General features: G+C 63.1%; 23 protein-coding genes and 1 tRNA gene. 12 read left to right on the forward strand and 12 right to left on the reverse strand.

The window, feature by feature from the left end:
* Positions 1-16 precede the first annotated feature (16 nt).
* On the reverse strand, positions 17-727 hold the full coding sequence (locus ABLG96_RS01745) for a DsbA family oxidoreductase (RefSeq protein WP_353649709.1): 711 nt from the start codon (positions 725-727) through the stop codon (positions 17-19).
* Between the two features lie 150 nt (positions 728-877).
* On the opposite strand from ABLG96_RS01745, the gene ABLG96_RS01750 reads away from it, so the two are divergent.
* Positions 878-963, forward strand: a tRNA-Leu gene (locus ABLG96_RS01750).
* Between the two features lie 219 nt (positions 964-1,182).
* Here the strand turns inward: ABLG96_RS01750 and ABLG96_RS01755 are convergent.
* Entirely contained in the window at positions 1,183-2,889 is a 1,707-nt protein-coding gene (locus ABLG96_RS01755; RefSeq protein WP_353649710.1) for a transposase, read from the reverse strand.
* Positions 2,882-3,793 (reverse strand): hypothetical protein, encoded by a 912-nt coding sequence (locus ABLG96_RS01760; protein WP_353649711.1) that lies wholly within the window; start codon positions 3,791-3,793, stop codon positions 2,882-2,884. Before ABLG96_RS01760 ends, ABLG96_RS01755 begins: the two co-directional genes overlap by 8 nt.
* A 137-nt stretch (positions 3,794-3,930) precedes the next feature.
* Between ABLG96_RS01760 and ABLG96_RS01765 the strand changes: the two genes are divergently transcribed.
* The gene (locus ABLG96_RS01765) at positions 3,931-4,263 is read left to right on the forward strand and encodes a helix-turn-helix transcriptional regulator (RefSeq protein ID WP_353649712.1); all 333 of its coding nucleotides are present in this window, start codon (positions 3,931-3,933) and stop codon (positions 4,261-4,263) included.
* 459 nt (positions 4,264-4,722) lie between these two features.
* Here the strand turns inward: ABLG96_RS01765 and ABLG96_RS01770 are convergent, their stop codons facing one another.
* The gene (locus ABLG96_RS01770; RefSeq protein ID WP_353649713.1) at positions 4,723-5,064 is read right to left on the reverse strand and encodes a helix-turn-helix transcriptional regulator; all 342 of its coding nucleotides are present in this window, start codon (positions 5,062-5,064) and stop codon (positions 4,723-4,725) included.
* 181 nt (positions 5,065-5,245) lie between these two features.
* Here ABLG96_RS01770 and ABLG96_RS01775 point away from each other — a divergent pair, with 181 nt between their 5' ends.
* Positions 5,246-6,730, forward strand: coding sequence for a hypothetical protein (locus tag ABLG96_RS01775; RefSeq protein WP_353649714.1), 1,485 nt, complete (start codon positions 5,246-5,248; stop codon positions 6,728-6,730).
* 468 nt (positions 6,731-7,198) lie between these two features.
* Here ABLG96_RS01775 and ABLG96_RS01780 read toward each other — a convergent pair whose 3' ends face one another.
* Complete coding sequence (locus ABLG96_RS01780) at positions 7,199-7,597, reverse strand: hypothetical protein (protein WP_353649715.1); 399 nt, start codon at positions 7,595-7,597, stop codon at positions 7,199-7,201.
* 182 nt (positions 7,598-7,779) lie between these two features.
* The gene (locus tag ABLG96_RS01785) at positions 7,780-8,802 is read right to left on the reverse strand and encodes an IS30 family transposase (RefSeq protein WP_353649216.1); all 1,023 of its coding nucleotides are present in this window, start codon (positions 8,800-8,802) and stop codon (positions 7,780-7,782) included.
* A gap of 116 nt (positions 8,803-8,918) precedes the next feature.
* On the opposite strand from ABLG96_RS01785, the gene ABLG96_RS01790 reads away from it, so the two are divergent.
* The 4 genes from ABLG96_RS01790 to ABLG96_RS01805 all read left to right on the forward strand — a co-directional run bounded on the left by ABLG96_RS01790 (position 8,919) and on the right by ABLG96_RS01805 (position 14,607).
* Positions 8,919-11,423 carry an N-6 DNA methylase gene (locus ABLG96_RS01790; protein WP_353649716.1) on the forward strand — a complete coding sequence of 835 codons (2,505 nt, stop codon included), beginning with the start codon at positions 8,919-8,921 and terminating at the stop codon, positions 11,421-11,423.
* A gap of 73 nt (positions 11,424-11,496) precedes the next feature.
* Positions 11,497-12,183 (forward strand): hypothetical protein, encoded by a 687-nt coding sequence (locus ABLG96_RS01795; protein ID WP_353649717.1) that lies wholly within the window; start codon positions 11,497-11,499, stop codon positions 12,181-12,183.
* A 135-nt stretch (positions 12,184-12,318) separates the two neighbouring features.
* A complete protein-coding gene (locus tag ABLG96_RS01800; RefSeq protein ID WP_353649718.1) occupies positions 12,319-13,962 on the forward strand; it encodes a hypothetical protein in 1,644 nt (547 codons plus the stop codon).
* A gap of 15 nt (positions 13,963-13,977) precedes the next feature.
* Entirely contained in the window at positions 13,978-14,607 is a 630-nt protein-coding gene (locus tag ABLG96_RS01805) for a hypothetical protein (protein ID WP_353649719.1), read from the forward strand.
* 440 nt (positions 14,608-15,047) lie between these two features.
* Here ABLG96_RS01805 and ABLG96_RS01810 read toward each other — a convergent pair whose 3' ends face one another.
* On the reverse strand, positions 15,048-15,407 hold the full coding sequence (locus ABLG96_RS01810) for an Lsr2 family protein (RefSeq protein ID WP_353649720.1): 360 nt from the start codon (positions 15,405-15,407) through the stop codon (positions 15,048-15,050).
* A 184-nt stretch (positions 15,408-15,591) separates the two neighbouring features.
* On the opposite strand from ABLG96_RS01810, the gene ABLG96_RS01815 reads away from it, so the two are divergent.
* The 4 genes from ABLG96_RS01815 to ABLG96_RS01830 all read left to right on the forward strand — a co-directional run bounded on the left by ABLG96_RS01815 (position 15,592) and on the right by ABLG96_RS01830 (position 19,761).
* Positions 15,592-16,164 carry a hypothetical protein gene (locus ABLG96_RS01815; protein ID WP_353649721.1) on the forward strand — a complete coding sequence of 191 codons (573 nt, stop codon included), beginning with the start codon at positions 15,592-15,594 and terminating at the stop codon, positions 16,162-16,164.
* Positions 16,165-17,072: 908 nt separating this feature from the next.
* Positions 17,073-18,266 (forward strand): IS701 family transposase, encoded by a 1,194-nt coding sequence (locus tag ABLG96_RS01820; protein ID WP_353651345.1) that lies wholly within the window; start codon positions 17,073-17,075, stop codon positions 18,264-18,266.
* Positions 18,215-18,721 carry an ImmA/IrrE family metallo-endopeptidase gene (locus tag ABLG96_RS01825; protein ID WP_353649722.1) on the forward strand — a complete coding sequence of 169 codons (507 nt, stop codon included), beginning with the start codon at positions 18,215-18,217 and terminating at the stop codon, positions 18,719-18,721. Before ABLG96_RS01820 ends, ABLG96_RS01825 begins: the two co-directional genes overlap by 52 nt.
* Positions 18,722-18,855: 134 nt before the next feature.
* Complete coding sequence (locus ABLG96_RS01830; RefSeq protein ID WP_353649723.1) at positions 18,856-19,761, forward strand: hypothetical protein; 906 nt, start codon at positions 18,856-18,858, stop codon at positions 19,759-19,761.
* Between the two features lie 90 nt (positions 19,762-19,851).
* Here the strand turns inward: ABLG96_RS01830 and ABLG96_RS01835 are convergent, their stop codons facing one another.
* From ABLG96_RS01835 to ABLG96_RS01855, 5 genes are all read right to left on the reverse strand, one after another.
* Positions 19,852-20,433 (reverse strand): PIN domain-containing protein, encoded by a 582-nt coding sequence (locus ABLG96_RS01835; RefSeq protein WP_353649724.1) that lies wholly within the window; start codon positions 20,431-20,433, stop codon positions 19,852-19,854.
* On the reverse strand, positions 20,426-21,244 hold the full coding sequence (locus tag ABLG96_RS01840; RefSeq protein ID WP_353649725.1) for a hypothetical protein: 819 nt from the start codon (positions 21,242-21,244) through the stop codon (positions 20,426-20,428). The genes ABLG96_RS01835 and ABLG96_RS01840 overlap by 8 nt, the downstream gene beginning before the upstream one ends.
* Before the next feature lie 158 nt (positions 21,245-21,402).
* The gene (locus ABLG96_RS01845; protein WP_353649726.1) at positions 21,403-21,990 is read right to left on the reverse strand and encodes a hypothetical protein; all 588 of its coding nucleotides are present in this window, start codon (positions 21,988-21,990) and stop codon (positions 21,403-21,405) included.
* 16 nt (positions 21,991-22,006) lie between these two features.
* Entirely contained in the window at positions 22,007-23,350 is a 1,344-nt protein-coding gene (locus ABLG96_RS01850; protein ID WP_353649727.1) for a cyclic GMP-AMP synthase DncV-like nucleotidyltransferase, read from the reverse strand.
* Positions 23,347-24,411, reverse strand: coding sequence for an SAVED domain-containing protein (locus ABLG96_RS01855; RefSeq protein ID WP_353649728.1), 1,065 nt, complete (start codon positions 24,409-24,411; stop codon positions 23,347-23,349). The genes ABLG96_RS01850 and ABLG96_RS01855 overlap by 4 nt, the downstream gene beginning before the upstream one ends.
* Before the next feature lie 127 nt (positions 24,412-24,538).
* On the opposite strand from ABLG96_RS01855, the gene ABLG96_RS01860 reads away from it, so the two are divergent.
* Entirely contained in the window at positions 24,539-25,414 is an 876-nt protein-coding gene (locus ABLG96_RS01860) for an alpha/beta hydrolase (protein WP_353649729.1), read from the forward strand.
* Positions 25,415-25,717: the final 303 nt, after the last annotated feature.

The raw sequence follows: 25,717 nt of genomic DNA on the forward strand, positions 1-25,717 counted from the left end.
CGGCGACCCAGCGCGTTCAGCCCTGCTGGACCTCGCACGAGGAGTCGGCGCACACCGGCGCGTCACCGGAGGTGGTGACGAGCGGGACCGGGTGGGCGGCCTTCCAGGCTTGCTGCAGGACGTCGGTGAAGACGGTCGACTCCTGCGCGCCGCTGACCCCGTAGGCGCGGTCGACGACGAAGAACGGGACCCCGGTGGCACCGAAGCTGCGGGCCAGCTCGATGTCGGCGCGGACGTCGCCCGAGTACCGGTCGCCGGCCAGCACCGCACTGACCTCGTCGGCGGGCAGGCCTACCTCGACGGCCACCCGGGCGAGCTCCTCGTGATCACCCACCGGCAGTCCTTCGGAGAAGTAGCCGAGCAGGAGCCGCTCCTTCAGCTCGAGCTGCTTGCCGTGGGCGAGCGCCAGGTGCAGCAGCCGGTGGGCGTCGAACGTGTTGGCCGGGTGCGCGATGTCGAGGTGGAACTCGAGGCCGACGGTCGCGGCGACATCGGTCATCTGCTGGTTCATCGCCTGGGCCTCCGCGAGGGTGCGGCCGTACTTGGCGGCCAGCATCTCGTCGAGGGTCTGCTCGGACTGTTGCGGCGAGCTCGGATCGAGCTGGTAGCTGCGATAGGTGATGGTGACGTCGTCCGCTTGCGGGAAGGTGGACAGCGCCTCCTGCAGTCGCCGGGTGCCGACGTAGCACCACGGGCACACGACGTCGGAGAAGATCTCGATCTGCATGGCTGCCTTCCGCTGCGCTCCCGCCCGAGCTGGGCGGCGTTCTGACAGCTGCAACCTCGGCCGTCGGGCCGACATTCCGGACGCAGCCCGAGCGCATCGTGAGCGGTCGGGTCCTGCTGTCACTGCGTGTTAACCTTGTTCCCGTCTCCAGGGCAAGTGGCGAAATGGCAGACGCGCACGGTTCAGGTCCGTGTATCCGAAAGGATGTGGGGGTTCAACTCCCCCCTTGCCCACCACGGGATGTTCAGCCAAGTCGGCCGAGCATCGTCAGATAACCCCGCCGGGATCCGTCCCGGCGGGGTTTCTCGTTGTCCAGGGGCGATCGACCGGATGGTAGGGCCGACCTGACCAGGGACAGGCTGGTCCGGGGAACGAAAATCGCCCGCCAACTGGGTTGGCGGGCGATTCCGGGTACGGCTGTGAGACCGGTTTTCAGGTGGTGCGGTGCAGTGTCGTCATGACGGGCCTCCAGTCCCGTCCCGGATGTCGGGTGGCGGTTCACCGAGGAGTTCCGGGAGGGTCCGGGTGCGTCGTCGGGCGCGGGTCTTCTTCGCGCGGAGAGCGGCGGCGCCGTCACCGAGGTCAGCTTCACCGAGGGCGACGGCCCACGGGTCGGACAAGTGCCGGATGGCATGCCAGTCGCGGAGCAGGCGGACGTTCATCCCAGCGAACGCGAACGCACACAGCAGGGTGTTGCGGACAACGCCGAAGACGCGGGTGAAGCCCTTGCCGATGTCGAGGCGGTGGTTCTTCAGTTCGGCGTTAGTCGATTCGATGGCGGACCGGCGATAGTAGGCGGCTGCCCAGTCGGTGGTGCCCCAGGGTTGCGGCATCCGTTCGCGGGGTGACTGGTCGGGTGTGATCGTGACGGTTTTGCCGCACGCGCACGGCGTGGACTGTGAGCAGTGGGTGGTGGGGCGGGTGTGCGCGAGGCGCAGCGACTGGGGGACGTTGGGGCAGCGGACCTGCCCGGCAAGCGCCGGTCCCTTGAGACGCTGGTACCCGTCGGGGTCGCGTTTGGTGAGCGGGGTGAACGCGTAGGCGCGGCGCCGGTCGAAGTCGGCCTGCGCGGCCTCGGCCTCGGCGGTGGTGGCGTACGCGCCGGGCGGGGTGAGGTTCCGCAGCAGCCGGGGCAACGCTTCGGTGAACAGGGTGCCGTCGATCCAGATGGTGCCGGGGATCGGTCCGGGCCGTTGACCGCGCTGGTTTGGGTGCAGGTCGCCCCACACGTCGACGTTTCTGGCCCACATGGGGTAGGCGAACGTTTCAGGGAGGCAGAAGTTGTAGCCCCGGTCGACGCACAGGTCGGTGGTGGTGGTTCCGGCGGCGGTCATGCCGTCGATGGTGCGGACGGCGGCTTCGCCACGGTGTGATCCGGCGGGGGTCAGCGTCATGCCGGTGACGAGGTGCGGTACGACCGTGCCGCCGATGGTGGGGATCTGGGTTGCAAGGTGAAGCTCGAAGCCGACGTAAATGTCGCCGGGTCGTCCGTTGTGACCGGAGCGATAACCGTCGCGGGCCTCGGGGTCGCAGGAGTTTTGGGGGCGTCCGTCGTCATCCCAGATCGGCCAGCCCGGTTCGTTGACCGGCTTCGATGGGCCGAGGTTGGTCCCGTCGGGGATCTCGGTTCCGGCTGTCGGCAGGTCCTTCTTGTTGGCCCAGGATCGGCGACGTGCCCACGCCTCGAGGTCGGTTCCGTCGATGGCAGCGGAGCCAGTGAGGTTGTAGTTGGCGGGCAGGGACGCGGCGAGGAGTCGGTCGGCGAACTGCTGCACGGTGAGACGGTCGTCGCTGCCGGGGACGCGCAGCCCGCCGTCATCAAGTTGGGCGGCGATCTTGGCGAAGGCGTGCCACAGCATCGGGTAGGTGACGTCGGCGCCGACACCGAGATCGGCTCGTTGTGACGGACCAAGGTTCCGCAGAGTGCCCACGATGTCGGTCATCACCATCGTCCTGGAGCCGGTGACAGCGTGCAGCGTCATCCCTACGAGCAGCGCGCGGGCGGTGAACGTGCGTGGCCGTCCGGTGGTCGCGTTGAGGTTGTGTTCCACGATCGGGAGCAGCCCGGAGCGGTCGATGACGGCGACGGCACGGCGGTACGCGGCGGTGGGGGACAGGTACTTCCAGACGGCGCGGTGGGCCTGCACGAGGGGTTCAGTCATGGTTGCCCGCCAGTTGCGGCCACGACTTTTCGGGTTCCCGCACAGTCAGGTAGGGGAGTAGTTCGCCGAGCCGTGATCCGGTTGACCATCCGGCGGCGCGCATGAACTCCGAGACCGGGGTGCCGGAGTTGAGAACGTGGATCATCCAGGTGGTGCGCAGTCGGTGGACGCTTAGGTTCGGCATGTCCGGGGTACGGACGATCCTCGACAGCAGGACGTTGAGCCGGTTCCGGGATGTGCCGAGCGGCCCGACCAGCGGCCCGTCCGGGTACTGGTCGGCCAACTTCAGCAGTTCGGGTGCCCACCGGGCGCGGACGGGCACGTCGCGGCCAAGCTCGCCGGGGGTACGAACAACAACGGCCCGGTGTTCGCGGCGAACGTCGGCGGCGGTGACGTGGAGCAGATCGACCGGAGTGAGACCGGCGCCGAGACCGAGTGTGAACAGCGTTTTGGCGCTGCGCTGCCGCTGCCCGTCGGGTTGCTGCCCCGCGATCTCCCACAGCCGATCGATCTCGGTGTTGCTGTACGGGGCGCGCATGGTGTTGCGTGCCAACGTTTCCGGTTTCGGTTCCCACGGGGCCTTCTTCGTCACGGCGCGTGCAACGGTGCGGAGCATTGCCCGTCGGGTTGATCGTGCACGGTCGGTGTACTGCGGCATGCCGACGGCGGTGTACCGGTCAACCGTGGCCGGGGAGAACACCGACTCGATGTCAAGATCGATGCCCTCGCGTTGCGCCCATCCAACAAGCCCGGTCGCAACGCTCATCGCACGGATGTAGGTGCTCAGCGCGCGAAACCCGGTCCGGGTCACGACCTCACGGACCAACGGCCCAATCTGTTGCCACGTCTCGGGGTCGACCCCGTTGGGTCGGTACTGCGCGACGACCTCCTCCGGGGTGGTCACAAGGACACCTCGGATGTGGATCGGACGCACGGCTTAGACCCCTTTGGCAGATGGTGCGGTACCGCACCACTGTCTAGCTGGAATCCCCGATCTGTCAAGTCGGATGGTCTCGCGGCCAGCACCGATACGATCGCGTCATGCCCACCCGGACGGTCGCCGCGCCCGCCAGCTACCTGGCGTCCGGCACCTGGCCGACCGGCAAACTTGTCAACGACGCACCGCCCGGCGCTGTCGTTGCCCAACACGTCGCCCGACGACTCAAGGCCGAACTGGAAGGCCAGAAGATCACCAACCGCGATCTGGGTCGCCGCGCGAACATCGCGCATACGACCATCGGCCGCGCGTTGTCGGGCGAGACCTATTTGGACGTACCGGCGCTCGCCGCAATTGAACAGGCGCTCGGTCTGCAGTTGTGGCCGGACCGGGAAAAGGTCGATGAAGTGGGCACGAATCTGCCTCCTAAACGCTGAAGGAGAGTTACCGTAGGCACTGCCGTTGCCGGTGAAGTGCTGTTGGTTCCGGTCCCCACCGCGAGTCCTACGTCGCGGGGGCCGGGCCTTCAGTTCGTGAGACGGATGTCGTTGCCCGCGAAAGCGGGTTGACATTGATAGTTCTCCTGTTGCCGGGTGATGTGGTCACGGCAACGGTAAGCCTGGAAATCAGGAGTTGCGGCGTCTCTGATCGGCGCTTCAGTGCGATCGCGTAGGGCGAAACTCTTTAGTGTCTGCGGTTTTCGGCGCACGCGTGACTTCCGAACCGCTGAGACCTATTGCACTGCAATGATTGTGAGTAGATCGGTGAATGTATATACAGCGTAGCGGGAGAGCGGTGCTCTCGCCTAACAGGTGAAAACCCGAAACTACTTTGCGTCACGCAGGATCAGGCTCGGCATCAAAGGTGCCCCAATCCCTGCCGACCGCTGCGTTCGGTCACTCCGAACCCTCAACGGCGGGTCGGTCGAACATCGCCAGTGTGATTGGCGCCCGCGACCGCACATCGACGCCCAGATCGTGATCGACAGCCTCAAAGAACTCAGCGAGCGTGACGTTCAGCGCCGCCGTCAAGTCCCACAACCGGTCGGTGAGCAGCGGACGACGCCCGGCTTCCAAGTGGACGATCGTCGTCCGGTCCAGACCCGACGCGTGGGCCAGCTGCTCCTGCGTCAAACCGGCGTCCGTCCGCAAGACCCGAACCCAGAACCCCAATGCCCGTCGGCGAGCATCCCGCCTACGCAGCTGGTCGGCGTCGAGACGAGACGAGTCGGTGGGCATGTTGACTTGATCGTTGCGCTTGCGCTACAGATGGTCAGTAGCGCAAGCGCAACACTGATGCGCCTTGCGTCAAGTCACACCGGGGGCCACACACCACCCCGCTGACCCGAACCGTCGGATTCGCGGAGCCACCACACCATCGGGATCTGCCCCTGCCCGGAACACGTAGGGGAGCCTCGTCATGCGCACCAACCGTGCGGTCATCGCCGCCGCCATCACCCTGTTTGCTGTTGCCGCGTGCACCAGCGACCCAGCTCAACCCGTGCCTCCACCGGGCGGTACCGAGGCGACCGTCGCGTCTGTGTCCTCGAACCCTGCGCCGTCGTCGGACGCGTTAAAGGTGGGCGCCGGGTCCGTAACCGGGGCGGGCGCCTACATGGCGGACACGGACCAGCAGTGGCGATCATCGATTGCGCAGTTGACCAAGACCGACGCGAACGTGGCAGACACGGCGCGGTGCTACTTCGTCACCGACCAGGCGGGGTCGTTCATGGAGCTGATCGCGTGCGGCCCGATCCGCCGCGCCGACACGGCGGAAGGTGCTGTGTGGGACATGTTCACCGCACGGGTGGACAACGCCACCACCGGTCTGACGGAGGCAAGCCCGGCGAAGGAAGGGGCGACGCGACCGGAGGGCACGCTGTACCGCCCGGACGGCGCCACCCCAGCTGCCGACGCCGACCAGCTACCCGAACCGCCGAAGCCGGAAGCGCCCGCCGGGACCGTTGCGGTTGTGGACGCCAGCGCCGTGAAACCGGTGGACCCGGTGACCGTGGACATGTCGAAGAACACGATCATCACCCCGACGCGGACGTTTACCGTGACGGCGGCGGGCAACCTCGATCAGCTCACCGGCGTCACGACCGCACTGTCCGGTGACGTGACCGAAGGGAAAACGTATGTGCCCGCCGCCGGGCAGCAGCTGATGTTCGTCACCCTCGGCAGCGACCCGCAACCTTCGACAGCGATCACTGCGCTGGGTGACCTCGCCGGTGACGGCGAACCCGGCGCTGTCACCGTTACCCTGCAAGTCGGGGACACCAAAACGGATCTGACCGGCAAGCTGATCCCGGAAAACAGCGGCGAAGCTGCCGCGTCAACCACACTCGCCTTCAGCGTCCCCACGGGCGCGAAGCCGACCCTCACCGTCGACCAGGACGGGCACCCCCAAATGCTGGACCTGACCGCCGCTTCCCGCACCACCGAACTGCCCGGCCTGTACCTGCAGAACCCGGTCATCGCCGTCAACGAGTCCGCCCCGAAGTTCACCGCCACCTACAAATCCGAATCCGCCCCCAACACCATCGGCTACACGCTCACCGTCAAAAGTGTTGCGTTCACCCCCTACGACCCCACCGCAGGGTGGGCACCCGACGGCCAAATGTGGGCCGAAATGGTCGTGAACCACGAGTTTGAGCACGGCGGGGAAATCACCCTCGACACCACCGGCTGGAAAGTCACCGCCAACGGCAAACCCGTCACCGCCGTCAACGCGGACGCCGCCAACACCGACCGGGACGTTGCGCTCACCTACCCCGTGCCCGCCGACACCACCACCATCGACGGCACCCTCACGACGAAGTTCACCTACTTCGAGACCGGCATCAACAACGAACCACAGACATACAACCCCAAGCCCCTCACCTTCACCGCCAACGTCAAGTAGCGACACGACGGGGGTACCACCGGGTCGACACGGTCGCACCCCCGTCGTCTGCTCCTACCGGCACTGGCGTCAACACGACCACCGTTGGCAGCAACCCCGCTCAGGTGCCCCCGGACACCGAATGCGGGTTCAGCAACACCGCATCGCGCCTCCAACCCTCCGTTCCGGGTCTCGATCCGGCTATGGTCATGACTCATGACACAGAGCGGTGGGGATGAAGTATTCGGCGGCGTAGCGACGATCCGTACGGAGGTTGCGCAGGAGTACGCCGACGGGCTGCACGAAGCCGCACAACTTGCGAGCTCAGAGGAAGACCTCCGCATAGCAGGGGAGACCCTCTTGCAGGCCGCACTGTCAAAGATCGGAATGTCTACAACTCCGAAGTACGAACGTTCTTACGCAGATCACGGGGGGCGTTCTGACGCCGTATACGGACGGGTTGTGATCGAGTACGAGGCTGTCGGGGCGTTATCCCGCAAGAGTGGAGTCGACCACGCCGCAGATCAACTCGATAGGTACCTTCGCGCCGAGGTGGCTAACAGCGACGATCCGGCAGTTTTGCAACGGGTTGTCGGGGTTGGAATCGACGGGCATCAGATCTTTTTTCTCCGGTTCCAAACCAGCGAAGCGCAGACACAGCCGATCCAGCTGGATGAAATGCAGGGCGTGCTGCCAATTGACGAGTTCACTTCTGCTCCCGGACAGATCGCCAAACCGGTCATCGACGGACCATACTGGATTGACGCTCCGGCACTGCAGAAGTTTTTCGTGTACCTGCGTGCCGCCCACCGCAGCCGGTTGACAGCTGAGGGTCTGTCGAAGGAGTTTGGGCCATCCGGTCCGTGCGCGAAGAAACTCGTCGGGCACCTCTTTGAAGTCTTTAGCGCGAACAGAGCTGAACCCCTGCCGTCCACCCTTTATCGCGAGTGGGATAGGATTTTCGGCATTGTGTACGGCGACGACCTGGGGAAGGCAGGGAAGCACCTCGAAGTGCTATGTTCGGCTTACGCCATTCCAACAGCGACGGCTACTTTCAAGCCCCGGCAGTGTCAACCCGTGGAAGCAACGTTGGCTAGGAGTAGGCGTTCGAAGGCTTCTCGTGGGGTGAGGTATCCGAGGACGGCTCGGGGTCGTTCGTTGAGTTCAGCGGCGATGGCGTCGAGGTAGGGCTGGTGGCTGGTGATGTGATCGCCCTTGGGTAGGTAGTCGCGGATCAGGCCGTTGGTGTTCTCGTTGGTGGGTCGTTCCCATGGACTGTGGGGGTGTGCGAAGTAGATCGGCAGGTCCGCGGCGATGGTCACCGACGCGTGGCGGGCCATCTCGGTGCCCTGGTCCCAGGTCAAGCCCTGCCGCATGAAGTTCGGCAGGCCCTGCAGGTGATCGATCAAAGCGTCGGCCAGGCCATCAGCTTTTTTCCCCTGCGGCAGGCCGAGGATCAGGGTGTATCGGGTGGTGCGTTCGACAAGCGTTGCAGCGGCCGACTTCCCGCCCTTACCGACGATCAGGTCACCCTCCCACCAACCGGGTACCTTACGGTCGGCGACGTGTTCGGGACGGTCGTCGATGGACACCATTCCGACGATTCGATCCCAGCTGCGTTCCCCGACCGGGCGGCGCCGCTGCCGGGCAGATCGTTTGCTGCGCAACATGATCCCCTGCCGGGCCAACTCACCCTTGGGCAGCGCATAGATCCACCGGTAGATCGCTTCGTGCGACACCAGCCGGCCCTGCGCGTCCGGGGAAGAACCCATGAGCCCCACCGTTGCGTCGCCGGCCTCCAGATGCAACCGGCCGGCGATCTGCCGCGGCGTCCGGGAGTGCCGCAGATCAGCCCTCACCCGTGCCGCCAGGACAGGATCCGCATCGATCTTGCGCTGCTGTGGCCGGGAACGTGCAAGCCGTGCGGTCGAGTCCGCGGACACAGGGCCGTAGCCGGCCGGGCCGACCCGATGCCGGCGGATGTCCCTGCTGATCACAGACACCGACCGGTCCAGCTCAGCAGCGATCGCCGTCAACGTGAGCTTCGCCTTCAACCCAGCTGCGATCACCACCCGATCCTCGATCGTCACCATCCGCCGTGCCATCCGCGCCCGCCCCCGCCAGTCACCACCCCCTGACCAGGGACGTTGCTACGACGCTATGACACTGCCCCCTGCTATTCGCTATCCATACCTATTACGCCATCCTCATGAAGCTTCTAGCTGCGGAACTGGTTTCCATGCAACGCGAATCCTTGATCGAGTCGTTCATCGACAAACTCGCCGTCGCTGACGACGAAACGACTAGGGCTATGATGGGAGCCGTTGAATCAGGTGAGATCTTTTCGCACTACATGCTGCAAAACTTTCTCGAAGCCGACTTCTTCGGCTGGTACTTGAAGCTTTGGGACGCGGACCTGGCCGACAGTGTTCGTCACATGGCTCGCTCGATGGCGACATTTGAGCCTGCCACCGGTGTCCTGGACCCCGCACCCACGAGAGATCTTCTCAAGAAGTTGTACCAGTATTTGGTGCCCAAGGAGATTCGTCACGATCTCGGCGAGTATTACACGCCGGACTGGCTAGTCGAACTGACCCTAAACAACGCCGGTTACGACGGGCAGAAAGCAAGAGTTCTCGACCCTGCGTGCGGAACAGGCAGTTTCCTGATCCAGGTAGTCAACCGGCGTGTCGCTAAACGTAACGCAACCCCAGCGTCCGAACGAGAACCTATCGCCGATCTCCTCGCAGATGTAATAGGTTTCGAGCTTAATCCGCTCGCTGTGATCGCAGCCCGCACCAACTATCTGCTGGCGTTGGGTGATCAAGTCCGCGACCTCGATCGGTTCGAGATCCCTGTTTACCTGTGCGACTCGGTCCTCGCGCCAACCACGACGGACCTCGGTCTACTGGGTGAAACCTACACTCTGAGCACAAGTGTCGGAACGTTCGAGATCCCAGCATCGCTTCTATCCGACGGACTGCTGCCGACTGCCACAGCGCTGCTCGAAGACGCTTTGAACGGTGACTACGAACCTTCAGAGTTTCGCAAGCTGATCAAACGGCAACTGGCAGGTCTCAGCGAGCCAGAACGAGATCTTCTCGTGGCCCTGTTCGTGCAGATCCAAAAACTGAAGGTCGAAGGCCGAGATGGCGTGTGGCCCCGAATTATCCGAAACGCGTTCGCGCCCTTACTTAGCGGAGTTTTTGACTTTGTCGTGGGCAACCCCCCTTGGGTGAACTGGCAGTCCCTGTCCCTGTCCTACAGGAAGGCAACTCAATCGCTGTGGACCCAGTACGGTCTCTTCACCCTAACTGGCGCCCAGGCCCGAATGGGAGGAGGCAAGAAAGACTTGGCAGCCCTGTTCACCTACCGAGCATGTGACGCCTACCTGCGATCTGGCGGCACCCTCGGATTTGTTGTAACCCAGAGCCTCCTGAAGGGCAAGAAGGCCAGCGAAGGGTTCAGGAGATTCAAGATCGGATCGGACGGCGCGAATCTGTCCGTCAAGGTTGTTCACGATCTCTCAGCGTTGCAACCCTTCGAAGGCGCTAGCACCAAGACAGTCGTCATGGTCATCCGAAAGGGAAACCCAACCAAGTACCCCGTCGAGTACGTCACCTGGACCCGCACCACTCGCCGATCCCGTCTTGCGATGTCCGGCACACTTTCAGAAGTCGAAGGTGGATGCGATTTAGAAACCGGCGTAGCGAACCCTGTGAATGCGGCAGACCCACTCGGGCCTTGGTTCACCTCCACCCCGGAGGTCTTCAAAGCGCTCACCCCAGCCATCGGCAAGTCCGCTTACAAAGCGTTCATCGGCGTATGCACTTGGGCGAACGGAGTCTTCTGGGTTGCTCCTTCCGGGTCAACCAGCTCAGGAATGCTCCGTGTGGAAAACAGAAGCGATGTGGCAAAGGACCAAGCGCATGCCCCTTTGAGGGTTCAAGCAGTCGTGGAGCCCGATCTTGTCTACCCGTTGATCAGATCGCGGGATATCAAGCGCTGGAAGGCGACACCAAGTGCGTACATCGTCATACCGCAGGACGCCGCTGCGAAGACCGGCATACCGGAGTCTTTGATGCGGACCGAACACCCGCTGACCTACAAGTATCTCAAGAAGTTTGAAGGCCTGCTCGAACAGCGGTCTGGGATGCGTCGCTATTTCTCGTTGGAAGACGGCGATCCCTTCTACTCTGTGTACAACTTCCAGACTGCCAGTTTGTCAAAGCATCGAGTGGTTTGGCGGCAAATGGTACCCCGCATCAGTGCGGCGGTAGTCACGGCGTCCGATGATGAGTTCTTGGGTGACAAACTCCCCCAAACTCAGCATGTGGTTTCCGTGGTTTCGGTCGAGTCTGAAGACGAGGCTCACTACTTCTGCGCGATGATGAACAGTGCGGTGGCATCTGCCATCTCGATGGCCTACGGAACAGGGAAGAGCTTTGGCCTTCCCTCAGTGATGGAAAATCTTGCAATTCCTCGGTTCGACCCTGACTTGAGCGATCATAGGCAGCTGGTCAACATTGCTCGGGGCGCGGCTGCAGCGGCCTCGGCAGGCCATGACACGGCGAAGTATGATGAAGACCTGGATGAGCTGGCCCCTGCCATATTCGGACTCTCTGAGGTTGAAGCTGAAGTGCTACGGGAGCGGGTTGCGAAACTTCCGACGGAAGCGGACCCGGATTTGTTGGAGGCGGTCGAACTTGAATAGCGATCAGCTGGATCGTCTCTTCACCTGTGTAACCGGTTCGCCTGGCGATGAGGCAGCCGCGCAGCTCGTCAAAGTGTCTAACTGGGACGCAACGCTGGCCGGGCTGTCGTATCCGGTGACGTTGCCCGCCGACGGGGACACGTTGGATCGTTCTGAGCTGCGGCGGCTCGCTGACCTGTCGCTGCGCGCACCGACCGACGAGAACGTCTTGAACTTGTTCTGGAACGTCCTGGTGTGGGGGTCGGGTTCGGATCGGCGACGGATCCCACGCATTGCCGCCGGGATCGAGACCCGTCGCCGCGAGGTAGTCGACCGCCTGGTCAGGGCGCAGCAGTGCTCGTTCTCAGGGGATGTGCGGAACGCCTTCCGCACCTTGGTCCGTGTCGTCCCCTACTGGGGACCGGCGTTCTTCACGAAGTTTCTGGCCTTCACCACTGACCCGGCGAACAAGTCGAAGCTGCAGGCCGTGATCCTGGACGACCGGGTACGCACGGCATGGCGAGCGCTGACCGGCGATCGGCTACCGGTTGAACCACGGTCAGTGGACTACGAGTCGTTCTGTGTGAAGGTCAGCGACGTTGCCGCTGCCGCGTCTAGGCACCCGGAGCAGGTGGAGATGGCACTGTTCGTGTTCGGGCGGAAGATCGGCAGCTACACCCGGTGGTTGGAGCACGAGCTAGCGGTGACCCGTAAGTTAGCGGGCCGGGCAGCGCCGCTCGAGGACGTTGTGGCTGCGATCGAGCAGTCCAACGCGCAGTAGTGACACCTGACTGCCGGGACGGGACGCATACCACTGAGGTTCGTTGCACCCCTTGACCTGGGGTTTGTGGACGCCGGGATGCCGCTGTCGTGGGTTTCTGAGATGCTCCTTGTGGTCGAACTTGGGGAGGCTCGGATGGACGGCGCGGTGTTCGTGTTGGGTGGTGATCCGTTGGCGGTGCGCGCGTCGGCGGGGCGCTGGATGCAGTCGGCGGTGTCCGCGACAGCGGGCGGTGCGGAAGTTGCGGGTGTTCGGGCGGCGACGTTCCTCGGCGACGAAGGTGAAGCGCATGGCGCGTGGCTGACGGACCGCATCGCACCCACGTTGCAGACGGTGGGGGACGCTTGGGGTCGGGTCGGGGAGGCGCTGAACGGGTTCTCGGTGGTGTTGGAGGACTGCCAGACGGAGCTGAAGAAGCTCGCTTCGATGGCGGCTGACGACCGCTCACAGATCGCGGCGCTCGGCACGCGGGTCACCGCATCCCAAGACGCGGACGGTGCCGAACGTGACCGGGCCGCGCTGGCCGGTGCCGGTGCGCTGATGGTGGCCGACGGACCCGCCTACGTCTCGGACACCCCGGCGCTAAGCATGCGGGTAGCGGACGCGCAGCAATCGCTTCAAGCGCTACACACACGGGCCGCGCAGGTCCGCGAACGGCACGACGACGCTGTACGTCACTGCTGCGCCCGCATTGATGTCGCCAAGACACTGCGCCCCAACCAACCCGGCATCGCAGGGACTGCGGTCACCGCGACGGCAGGCGGATCCGGTCGGTGGCTGCAGTCGGTGCCCGCGCTTACAGGTTCTCCCAGCGCGGGAGTGGCAACGGGTCTGCGGACAGCCGCCATGTCATCGGCGGTCGTGGTGGACGGCCTGCTGGGCATCTTCGGCGGACGCGCTACCTGGACGGCAGCGCCTTGGGCTAGCAAGTTCAGCGCGGTGCGCACCGTGCCGTCCGCTTCTATCTCTGGGTGGAAGAACGAATGGTCGAATAAGCCTTGGTCGGGGCCGGGGGAGCCTCCTTGGATCGACAACGGTTCGCGTCACAACAAGGCCCGTGACGCCGCCGCGAAGCAAGTCAGGTACGAGGTGGCGGAGATGGGCGGAGACCCAAACAACGTGCAAACGGAGTTCGAGGTTGTAGGGGGAAGCAAGAAGGGCACGGGTAGAGAGGGTTCCATCGACATTGTGTACATCGACGTCAAGAACAAGACGCGGTACGTGTGGGAAGTGAAGGGCACCGCCGTCCGACCCGTCACTCCTGCAATGGAACAAACCTTGAGTACGCTCGCGTCCAGCGAAGTCGTTCATTACATCGCCAAGCAAAACGCATCACCGACTAATGATAATTACAAGAATGTGCCGGGATGGCGGATCAGTAGGGATGTGGTCACCACAGTGTTCACCCCACGGGCCGGACCGACGCCGGAGCTGCTGTTGGTGAAGAACGGCACGACACCGGGCGCGATCATCTACACGACCGAGGAGTGGGAGAAGGGCCGTCCGCCGCCGGTACGGACCCTCAAGCCGGAAAAGCCTAAAGATGAACGCCCGCCGATCTCACCGGACCCGCCGGTCCCCGTTCCCGTCCCGGTTCCGGTTCCGATACCTGCGCCGGAGCCCGTGCCGGAACCGAGGCTCGTGAAGGTGACGCCACGCGAGCCGGTTCTGACCGGGTTTGGCGAGCTCCTCACCGGGGCTGCGCTCATCGGCCTTGGGTTCATCGTGGCTGGTCCGCCCGGCGCGGCAGGTGCCGCCATCATCATCGGGACAGGCTGAGGGACACTGGGTAGCATGCCGGAACCTATCGACTTGATACTTCGGGAGTGGATCGCCCCGCTGCTGAAGGCGAACGGATTCAAGAAGAACGCCCGCCGATCGTGGGTGCGCGACGACGGCGACGGCAACCTCGCCTACGTCACCATCGTCGGCAGCGACACCTCCGATTGGGCGGCTTACAGGTTCTTTTTCGAAGTAGGGATCACCCCCGCGTCCCGCCAGCGGTACCTGAACGATGTCGACCCCGACTCGAAACACAACATCCACAGCTGTTGGTGGACGCGCCTGACCCCGCCCGAACCTGTCGAGGACGGCGTCGACCACTTCAGTCGGTGGGTCTGCGACAACCACGACGTCGACGGCCAAGCGCTCACCGGCAGGGTCATGCGGAAGACACTCGAAGTATGGATCCCGAAACTGCTGGAGCTGTCGACACCGGCGAACATGCTCGCCTATCTCGAGCAGAACGAGCCTTTGACGCCCGGCTACCAAGCTTGGGTCGGGCCAGCTGGCGCGCACGCTGACCTATTTCTGCTTCTCGACGCCGGACCATCAGAGCGCCTCGACCGAGCAATTGCAGGGGTCCAAGGAGACCGGTGGGTCCGCGAATGGCTAGACCAGCAATCCGGGCGAACCGGTACCTGACAGCGGCGAACCGACGCCAGTTCACAGCTTGTAGCAGGTACCCCACTCAAACAGCCCTGGGGAGTTCAGGCACCCGGAATAGACGACGGAGTGGATCACGATGTACGCCACCACGAGGACGACGACGGTGACCGCGAACCTTAGCCAGCGCGCCGATTCCGAACGCCCTGCGGGCACAGGAGCGGGTGTGTCTGCGTTGTCGAACGACTTCCACAACGCAGCCCACCCGGCCTTGTCGTCCGGGAACTTTTCGACCGGGGGACCACCTCGAGCTACGTCCCACACCCCGGCGCGTCCGTCTGCCGTACGCCCAGCCGCGTAGGTGGTACCAACACGGACGATCTCTGTGCACCCGGCGGGTCGGTGCCGCCTACATTCGCTGCACAGGGCAGCCCCGGTCCGCACCGCACCGCCGCAATACGGGCACACGCTGTCGGACATCAGTGGGCGGCGTCGAACGCTTCCAACACCGGGGCCGCGACTCGGCCCCGCTCGGACACGATGTACCCGTTCTTCTTCGCCCAGGTGCGGATCGCCGCGAGTTGCTCCTTCGACCGTTTCCCGGCACCCGACGACGCCACCCGTGTCCGCGTCACCGGCGCACCCGACCGCGACAGTTGCTGCGCCGCGTCGACATAGGGCTGCAGCACCGAGTTGAAAGTCTCCAACTCGGCCTCGGTCAGATCCACCGCGTACGGGATACCGGAAACCGTGAACTCCACCGTTCCACCATTCGAGTCGGCGGGAATGTCGTCACCGGAAAGATCCGAGGTGAGGTATTCGATGATCTGCTGTGCCACTGACGTAACTCCCGCTGTAGGTCCGAATGTTCCACGCCAGTGTGGCATCACTAGCCGACAAGTCAAGCGACACAGTTGCATAAGCGTTCCCTCGCGGCACTTTTCATGCGTGCCTCCGACTTTCGCGTGTCCGTCTACGCACTGACTGGCGCTCTGTCACACCCCCGAGCAACACTGCCGAACTGTGAAAACCGACTCGCTACTGGCGACCATGCTCGCCGCCCACATCACGCCGCTGCTGCGCCGCGCCGGATTCCTCCACAACGGCACCACCTACCTTCGAACCTTCCCCGGCGGCAGCCAGCGCATCAACTTCTCCACCATCGAAACGGAACCGGACCAGCTGGCAGTGTGGGTGCTGCTCGGCGTCAACACCCACGGCTACGACACGGTCCGTGGACGAGCACACGGCATGCTCGACCACAGCCCGCTGCTGTGGAACGACCCACTCGGACGCGACGACACCACCGGCCACTGGACCCTCGACCCAACAGAAGCTGTCGGACCGCTGCTGGCCAGCATGCTTCGGAGGCAATGGCTACCCGAACTCGCGCTCCTCGCCGACCTACCCTGGGTCGAAACCCAAGCCCGCGCCGGACGACCGTTCAACAACTGGACCGGCTTCGCAGCCCAAGACCAAGCACGCACCCTCCTCTTCGTCATCGCCGCCCAACGCGACGACCCCGACATCGACCACTACGCCCGCCACATCCCCGACGCCGACCTATGGCTCCCACACCTACCCCGAGGGTGGTGAGGAAGGCTGGCGGCGCATGACCTGACCGCCGATGAAAGGAAGTGCCTGTCATGAACGGACGCCCCGACAGCCGAGACGAGTCTGAGCTCGTCCACCTCGCCCAGTGCTACGTCGACCCGTCAATCACCACCGTGGACGAAGCGGCGGACCGATTGAACCTGCCGCAACGACCCGGTCCACAGTTCGAGCGGTTCAGCTACTTCGCATGGGTAGTTGCGGTGCGTGACGCCCTTCAGGTCACGGCGACGGCATGCGCGGCCTGACGACTCGGACAGAGTGCCAGGGCGTGTCCACGAAGTAGCAGCCGATCACGACGGCTCGGCACGCCGCGCTTCGATGGTTCTGCGGGCCGTTCACCACCTGGTGTGGGCAGGAACGGGTCGAACGGTTTGGTACGTGGCTTTCGCCGTGACCGCCGTGGTGAGTGGGCTGGCACACAGCACAGGAGACCCCTAGCCAGTAAAGGGTAGTCGAACCGCTCTGTTGAGGTAGGGGGTGACGGTCGGCTTCGACACGCCGATCACGACACGCCGAGCGGCCTTGGTGTCCGAGCTAAAATTACGGAGTAAGAGATCACGCAACCCACACAGAGGAGGTGCGGTGTGTCAACCACAGAGACGTCGGACCTCGAGGTCAGTGACGCGGTTCGGGTCAAGGCTGCTCCGATGAGCCATAGTGCCGTGCAGGCTCTAGTACTACAGCCGTAGATGGTGGTCTTGGGCGTGTTGTCGCAGGTCAGAGCGGCCAGCGCATGATCATTGGTGGTTGTGAAGACAACAAGAATCGCTGCGCTGGCCGCAGCCCACAGGATAGATCCTGACCGCTGGTGGGATGGGTTCGGCGCGCTGTTGGACCGGATCCGGCCCCGCTTTGCGCGTTACGAACCAGCTCGGCATGCCAGCGCGTTGATGTTGGGTTTGCTGTCCGGGTTGGATCGGAAGAACTGTTGGACCATCGCTGAGCATCGGGGCGAGGTGAGCCCGGATGGGTTGCAGCACTTGCTGTCTCGGGCGAAGTGGGATGCCGACTCGGTTCGTGATGATCTGCGGGACTACGTGGTGGATGCGTTCGGTGATCCAGCCGGGATCCTGGTGGTCGATGAGACTGGTGATGTGAAAAAGGGCGAGCACACCGTCGGCACGCAACGCCAGTACACCGGCACCGCCGGCCGGATCGAGAACGCGCAGGTCGCGGTGTATCTGACGTACGCGGCGCCGAGGGGACACGCGTTGATCGACCGGGCGCTGTATCTGCCCAGGTCCTGGACCGATGACCCGGTCCGCCTCGCTGACGCCGGGGTGCCGGCCGGGGTCGAGTTCGCCACCAAAACGGCGCTCGCGGCCAAGATGATCGGTGCGGCATTGGATGCCGGCGTCCCAGCCCGATTCGTGGCCGGTGACGAGGTGTACGGCAATGACTCCAAACTCCGCTCGGCGCTGGTCGACCGGCGCGTCGGCTACGTGCTGGCCGTCTCGTGTGACCACCGGACACCCAGCCCGGACGTACCGGTCCGGGCCGATCTGCTGGCCGACACCCTGCCAGCCAAGTCGTGGCAGACGTTGTCCGCAGGTGCCGGTACCAAGGGGCCGCGGTACTACTCGTGGGCACTGATCCGGATCCGTCCGGACGAGCCGGGCCGTCACTGGCTGTTGCTGCGCCGCAACATCTCCACCGGCGAGATGGCCTACTACCGCTGCTACAGCCCGCGGCCCGTCCCGCTGGCCGCCCTGGTCCGGGTCGCCGGCCAGCGGTGGAAGATCGAAGAGTCTTTCCAGACCGCGAAAGGCCAGGCAGGACTGGATGAACACCAAGTCCGCCGCTGGTGTTCCTGGCACCGCTGGTCCACTCTGGCGATGCTGGCGATGGCATTCCTGGCCGTCACTACCGCCGCCGAGAAACACCGACACCCCACACCAGCCGGCCTCATCCCCCTGACCATCAACGAGCTCCGCAGGCTCTTCGACGCCCTTGTCGCCGGCGCCGTCGCCACCCGCGAACACATCATCCACTGGTCCACCTGGCGCCGAAAACACCAAGCCACCGCCCGCGAATGCCACTATCACCGCAGGTCAGAAGACCTCCAACCCCAACTACGGCTGTAGTACTAGCCAGGCGGGTAGGTCTGGAGTTCGGTGTCTACGACTCGAATGGCCGTGCGGATGTCCACGATCTGGTAGCGAAGGCTGGTGGACGGATCGTTATCGACGATACCGTTGAGTCCCTGGTTATTCACCGAAGCGGCACGTTCAAGATCAACGTTCCTAGTTATACTTCTGCGCGCCGTGATCGCTTTACGATCGCGCACGAGTTGGGTCATTATTTCCTCCATTATCTCAATGCCCGCCCGGATGAAGTGAGACGGAAGTTTACGCGACTGGGGCGAAACCCGGCAGAAACGCAAGCAAACTATTTCGCCGCCGAGCTGGTGATGCCTCGAGAGCAATTCCGGGAACATTTCATGCAAGAAAATGGCGACTTGCGCCGGTTAGCGCGAATCTTCGACGTCTCGCAGCTATCAGCGCAGGTTAGGGCAGAGTCACTTGGTTTGATCCATTGAATCCTGGATCCCGCTTAGGTTCAAAGCTGTTTCTGTCTTGTGATTTGGTTGGGTCGACCGCTCATAAGCAACAGCGCGCGGAGCCACTCAAGTGGATATCAGATTTCCTGACGTTCTACACAGACTTTCCATCAATGGTGGAAGAGCAAGTTCCCGAACGTCTTCGAGGGAGACTGAAGCTTTGGAAGGCCGTCGGAGACGAGTTGTTGTTCGTGGTCGACGTAGACGAGGAGAGCGAGGTTCATGATTTTGTCAGTGCCTGGGTCCGTGCGATGGACGGTTACGAAGCGATGCTGTCCACCAAGAATCATGAGATGATGGAGTCGGGTGCGTCTTCGCCGCCGTTAAATTCGATGAAGACGAAAGGCGGCGCCTTCGTTGCAACTTTCCCCGAACCTGACTATGAGATTGTGGTTGCTCACTCGCCAAGTGAAGCCACCAGTGACCTTGATCCCATTTTGTTGAACGAACGCCTCAAGGAACATCCCAGTCCAGGGAATTTGCAAGATTTTCTTGGTACTAGCATAGATACCGGGTTTCGAGTTTCAGCTAGAGCTTCGCAGCGATACTTTACGTTGTCACTGGAGGTCGCGTGGGCGTTCGCTCAACACCTGAAGACCCAGACCAACGAACCTGTGTCCAACATGGTCTTGCTTGAAGAAATTGCTCTCAAAGGGGTATGGGGAGGGCGTGCTTATCCACTGTTTGCGATTGATCGTGCCGCGACAGACTCCTACAACCAAGCAATGCAGAGAATGCAGAACGTGCCACACCTGAAGGCTATGGACATATGCAACTTGGCAGAATCCTGCCACTCTGACAAGGCGTGGCCTTCCCTTATCCATTTTCCTGCTAGCACTTTTCCAGCCTTTACGGGAAACAAGGATCGGTTGGAGAGCGCTCAGACTAGGATTTCTGAGAGAACGGATAGATCGGCAGAGGGCGATGAACTCCGAGAGTTGTCAACGGAGGCTTTCTCAGCGGACGAGGACGTATCCAACATGAGGGTGCAAGCGCCGCCCGCAGATGGCTCGCCGTAGAGCTACGCACACAGGTAGCTGCTCGCACTCCCTTCACCACTGGAGGGTTAAGGCTGCGGAGGGCCGGTAGGCGCGCGGACAGGTGCGACGTCACCGACGCCGACGACGTGCACCAGCAGTGACTGCTGATGCTTCGTCGCTGGGCGCAACAGAAGGTGGCAGGCTGTCGAACAGATGCGGGGTCCACACTTGCGCGGGTCGTTGCACCTGGACTGACTTGACGGTGTGGCCCAACGGGAATCCGCCATCATGAGTCATCAGGTAGTCGCAGCCGAGCCGCAGGGCTGCGGCCAGGTGGGTGGCGTCAGCGCCTCTCAGACTCTTCGTGTTGTCTGCCCGCATGGGATGCCACTCTCGCGCGAGGACAGCACTTTCGCGCGCCAACGGTCGGTCAATGTCGGTCCACAGGGTTGAGGGTGCGTCGAACCACCCGCGCACGGTGCTCACCACGGATGCGGCGCCATCGCGGACGATTGCTAGTCCGTTCAGCTCGACTTCAATCAGCGCGGATGATGCGAGCACGACCCGGTTGTCGTTCACAGCGTCGAACAAGCCCTTGGCGATCTGCCATCGCGGTTCGGAAGTGTCAGCGTGCTGGGTGTCGTTCCGCGTCAAGAGGTCGATGTAGACGCAGGTGTCAACATAAATGATCGGAGATTTCGTCCTAGGCATCGCGTAGCCCGTCGATGAATTGGTCGACGGTCAGGTCTCCCAGCCACCCCGCTGCAATACCCAGCAGGTCGTCCGTTCGCGGTCTACCACGGTCGTCCTCGGGCATCAGCTCGATGGATTCCACTTCGATGGCGATTGCCTGTCCGCGCGAGTTTCTCTTCATCTTTCCGCTGCAGATCACTCGGTGCGCCCACGCCGCGCGAAGCACATCGGACATAGCCTCTTGGACGTATCCGTACGCAGCGTGGCCGTCAGGCGTTCGCAGGGTCACGCGGAGGGTTCCTTGGCGGCGTTTCGAGTAATCGTGGAGGCTGGTCAGCCTGCCGGTCACCGTGCCCCAAGTAACCTCGAACGGCTTGACGGCAATGTCTGCGTTGGTCTTCACGTTGTTGTCGAGCGCCACGTTAGGTCCGACCGCGCCGTTGTAGGTAGCAAGACCGACCGACTGGATGCCGTTGCGCGGCATCGCTAGCTTCCCCACACGGCTGACTGTTTGCGGAGCGAACAGCGGCGGCACCGATGCCTGCGCCTGCAGCTCCTTCACACCCTCAACGAGCGCGTCGACCGGGACCATGATGTCGGCAAGCGCCCGCTGCTGTACCTCAGCGCGCGCTTCCAGCCGTACCACCAGATCCGCTGACTCGCGTCGCATGTCAGCCAACACCCACGTAGCCCGAGTGGCCCGTAGCAAGTGGACCCGATCGATCTCCCGCAGCGAGAGCACTACGTCGTTGAGGGTGGTGGTGACCCGGCTGACCTCGGCGCGCTCCCGACCCTCATGGATGCGCACTTCAAGCCCGGTCGTAGTCATGTCGTCACGGTAGCCCCCGGCAGCAAGGACGGAGTAGGCATTCCGGTGCCCGATTTTTGGTCTTGCGGTAGAAGACCGGCACCGAATCCTCGATCGTCCCTGGGCTTGGGACTACGTGGTCGCCGCCCACCGACCCTCGCGCGGTTGAGCAACATCGGTCAGTCCCGAGTGACGAGCAGGCTGGCGTCCAGGTAGTTGCGCAGCGCGTCCACAAGACCAGCGAAGAGGACGTCCGTGGATCCAGGAAGTGGCAGACGGAACGCCAGGCCGCGTTCGTACATGTCCATCTTCTGCATCAGCTCTCGTTCCTGTACTTCGATCTCGCTGCCAAGTGCGATCAACTGGTCTGAGTTTAGGATCACCTGTGCTCGCATCAGTTCGATGCTCAACGCGTTGGCGGAAGCCTTCGCGGTGGTCCGCAGATCTGCGACGTAGTCCGGAGGGATCTTGTTGTCCGGGTCGGATGCTGCTCCCCAGATGTCGTAGTACTCGCGGTACGCCCGAATGAACACGTCACACACACTTCGGACCGTTGCTGCCGTCACGCGGTCCGCTCGGCGGTCGTCCGCAGCGCGCTTGTCCTTCTCACGTTGCTTCGCGGCACGGTTGTTTCGGAACATGACGAACAACGCCGTTCCGGTTGCGAGCAGAGCTATCCCTACCGTTCCCCACCAAGGCGTTGAACCGGACCAGAAGCCCCCTGATTCGGGAACGATTGCATCCGCAGGAGTGCTGGCGATGTTCACAGAGATGAATCCTCACTTAATCGACGTCGACGGACACGCGGGTTCGCGCCACGCAAGTTTGGTTCTTGACGATGTAGCACTCCACGTAGTGATGTCCTGAGTACAAGGTGTTCTCCACTCGCTCGTGATGACCCTGGTCGGGCAAAATTTCGCCACGCAGTTGACCGCGCGATACCGCTTCGGGTCCGTTGTTGCGAACCTTCCAGTACACGTCGAAAGGCGCCGTGACGGTGGTGCTCACCATCTTGAACACAAGCTCTCGTTGCTTGGTGACGTGGCCCCCGCGTGCACGTAGGCGGCGTCGGTCTCCCCGGTTCGCCGCCCGAGGTGGCAGCACTTCGCAGATGGCCTTCACCGTTTCAGTTTCATTGACTCTGAATCTGTTCTCGATGAATTCCTCGTTGGGTGCGGAGTTGAGAGTCTTGGCTGTCTTCGCCGTAGCAGAGGGTGGCGCTTTCAGCTCGGATGGAAATGCCAAGCCGAAGATTTGCTGCCATGCGTTGATGCTTTCGTGTGGCGAAGTACGGGTGTAGGCGTAGGCGATGCGGTCGTTTAGTTCGTTGATATCTTTGCGGAACTCCTCGAACTGCCGGTTGGTCCACCGTCTGTTGAAGTCGGTGTCGGGGCAACTGGGATCCTCTACGTCTGGTTTGGAGGTCTGGCCGTTGAGCCAGCGGGCAAGATCCGCGACCAGGTTGTAGAGCGTAGTGGGAACGTCCTCGTAGCAGTCCAGCGCAGCGGCGATGGGGTAGACCCGTTCCCCAAGAAGAACGGTCAGTAGGACGGACTTGATATCGAACTCTTCGAGATGAGTGCGTAGATACTTGAGCAGGCGTAGAACTTTACGGAGATTCTTGTTGGTGATATCGTCTGCGGTCTGGATCCAGTGGGTCAGACCCACGGGGTTCGCGGCCTCAAAGGTGTTGTCGGTTCGGTAGACGATGTAACCGCTCCCGTCAGGCATCTCCACATAAGGCACAAGATCGACTTGACAGAAGTTCGCGTATGTGATGCGAACGCACCGGTTCTTACGTTCGCTCATTGGCCCGTAGGTCGGGTGGTTCTCAACGGCTTTCCACACGGCGTCGGCATACTTGTGTGGATCGTTGTTCCACTCTGGCTGTTCCGCGATCTGGATCAGGATGTCCGCATCGAAGACCTCTCCGCTGGGCGGTCGGATGATGGTTCGATGCGTCCATGACCCCTGACGAATCGTATCGATCATCAGGTCATCGAGCTCATCAGATGCGTACAGCGCCTTCTCGATGGCGGCTACGTGGTCACTCAGTTCCTCGAGCCGTCCTTTGTTCAGGTTGACGTGATCTCGCAGCAGTTGATCAAAATGCATGTCCAGGTTCACAAGTGTCCAATCTCGAAGGCAAGGCGGTAGGTGCCATCGTCCATGCGGTCGTACAGCTTCAGCCCTGGGTGGGCCTCGTGTACGAACACGCGCCCGAACTCCACTGCGGCAGCGATCGGTACCGCTGCCAGGACGTGGAACCAGCGCACCCGCTTGTGGCCTTCGTGCTCCAGACGAGCAAGAAGCTGTCTGCAGGCCTCCTGAAATCGCTGAAGTGTCTCGACACTCGAGATGGTGTCCGGACCAGGAGTGGCACCATCCACGGTTATCTCGAACCGAGGCAAGGACAGAAGCTCGTGTGGCACTTCGTCGGGGTTGATGGTTCCACTGACGTTGAGAAGCAGAACCGCTTCGAGAGCGGCGGCACCTTGGACCGGGACGTTCACCCGGAACTTCTCGAGAGTTGCCCGCTGCGGCCAGCTCCACGAATCCGTCGAACGGTGCCGCTGATAGACATCGACTGGAACGTTGTCGTCAAGACACGACCCCAAGTAGACGAGGAGCGGGATTCGAGCCCAAGCGAAGACACTGATGTGGGTGGTCTCCCCCTCGGCTACGGAGGCCATAAGCCCGGCGAGCTGCTTGTCGATCATAGCCCGCGAAGCCCGGTAGTAATCCTCCGTGGGAACCTCCTCGCCCAGGATGTTCCGAAGGTCGATCTCGAGGGTGTTCCGGGTTGCGGGAGCGAACCTGGCGAACCGACCTGCGCCCGCGATCACGGCACGCGCCACGCCCTCTCGGTCGAGTTCCATCGCCCGCCCCCGCAATCGACCGACCATCCGAATCGGTGTTGTCGCCCTATCCCGACCAACTTCCGTGGCGAGCCGCACGCGGTCTTCATGCTCTTGCTTCATCTCCAACAGCTGCTCGACGGAGAACGCGTCACGGGCGCCGGGCTTGTCGATCTCGTCGTGTTCGTGGTCGCACAGCAACATGAGGTTGTCAGCTGTGTCCCGCGCGTCCTCATCGAGCTCGGACCCAACTCCGCGCGGGGACCGGGGGGAGTTGGTCTGCCCCACGATGTGCGCGGCCTCGCCGAAGCGTCGTTCGACGTAGGACATCGAACCCTCGAGCAGATACCTGTTGCAGATCTCGCAACGCCCACCCGCTCGCACCCAGAGCTTCAACCGCTCATCTGGGTCGATATTTCGTCGCGCCATGTTCGTGCCCTCCCGCACTCAGCCGGAGATGACCGGTTCAGCGGAAGCTAGCATCGCCCACCGACAGACCCCGGCCGCAGACACCGCCACGAGTAGTGCGCTGGCCTGCCCGATCCAGGTCGTGTCCTACCCTGCGACAGCAGGACGCAAATCCCCGCATCCACCGGTGCCCGAAGGAGGCCGCACGTTGAGTGAGCAGGTCGTGTTTCTCCACGGCGCTGGCAAAGCCGGGGTTGCGGCATGGCCGCGACAGGCAGTGGTTGCAGACCCGGCATGGATATTCTTGGATCGTCCAGCGGTGAGCGATGACCCGGACACCGACTGTCAGCGAGTCCTCGACCGGCTACGTAGTCACGGTCCTGGGCACGTCGTCGGGCACTCCTTCGGTGGGATCGCGGTGCTCCTGGCAGCCCAGCAGGAACCGGATCTTGTCCGATCGGTGACCCTCTTGGAACCGGCCTGCTTCGATCTGGCTCGTGGACGTGACGCCGTTGAACAGCACATCGCGGTGATGCAGCCGGTGTTCGCGGTCAGCAACGATCCCTCAGTTCCTACGCGGGACTTCTCGAGCAGGTTCGCGGCTGCGATGGGATCCGCGCCGCCTGACCTGCCTGACGAACTTCTGGAAGCCAACGTCGCGCGGTTGCGTGCCATGAAACCACCCTGGGGCAGCGCCCTGAACCCGGATGTTCCCTTACCCGTTCCGACCCTCGTCCTCACCGGTGACTGGAACCCTCTGTACGAGGAGACGGCACTCGCGCTGACCGACCTCGGAGCCGCCCATGAACACCTAGTCGGGTTCGGGCACCGCGTCCAGGACCAGCCCGGCGCGCTGGACCGGATGATCAGGCACTGGGACTCGTCCACCGCTCTCACCAGGCCGTGTGCCAAACCGGGGGCTTAGCCTGTGCCAACGGTTTGCGCAGGTCGGCGTGCATGCAGCTCAACGAGTTGTCTGAACAACCCACCACCAGTTCAGAGCCCCGCCGGGTCCGTCCGGCGGGGCTCTTGGCGTCCCGGGCTGCATGGGCGTTGCGGAGCTCAGGTACAGACCTCCAGCGGCCTCGGTGAATTCCTGGCGGTCTGTCCGCGGAGTCCGCACAGGTCGGTGAACCTTCCCCGCACCGGTATCGGACGGCCGGGACCGGCGAGCGGGCAATCATGGCGCGAACTGGTACCCGAGCCCGCGTCACCGCAAACATCCGTC

This window comes from Nakamurella sp. A5-74 (assembly GCF_040438885.1).
Taxonomy (GTDB): domain Bacteria; phylum Actinomycetota; class Actinomycetes; order Mycobacteriales; family Nakamurellaceae; genus Nakamurella.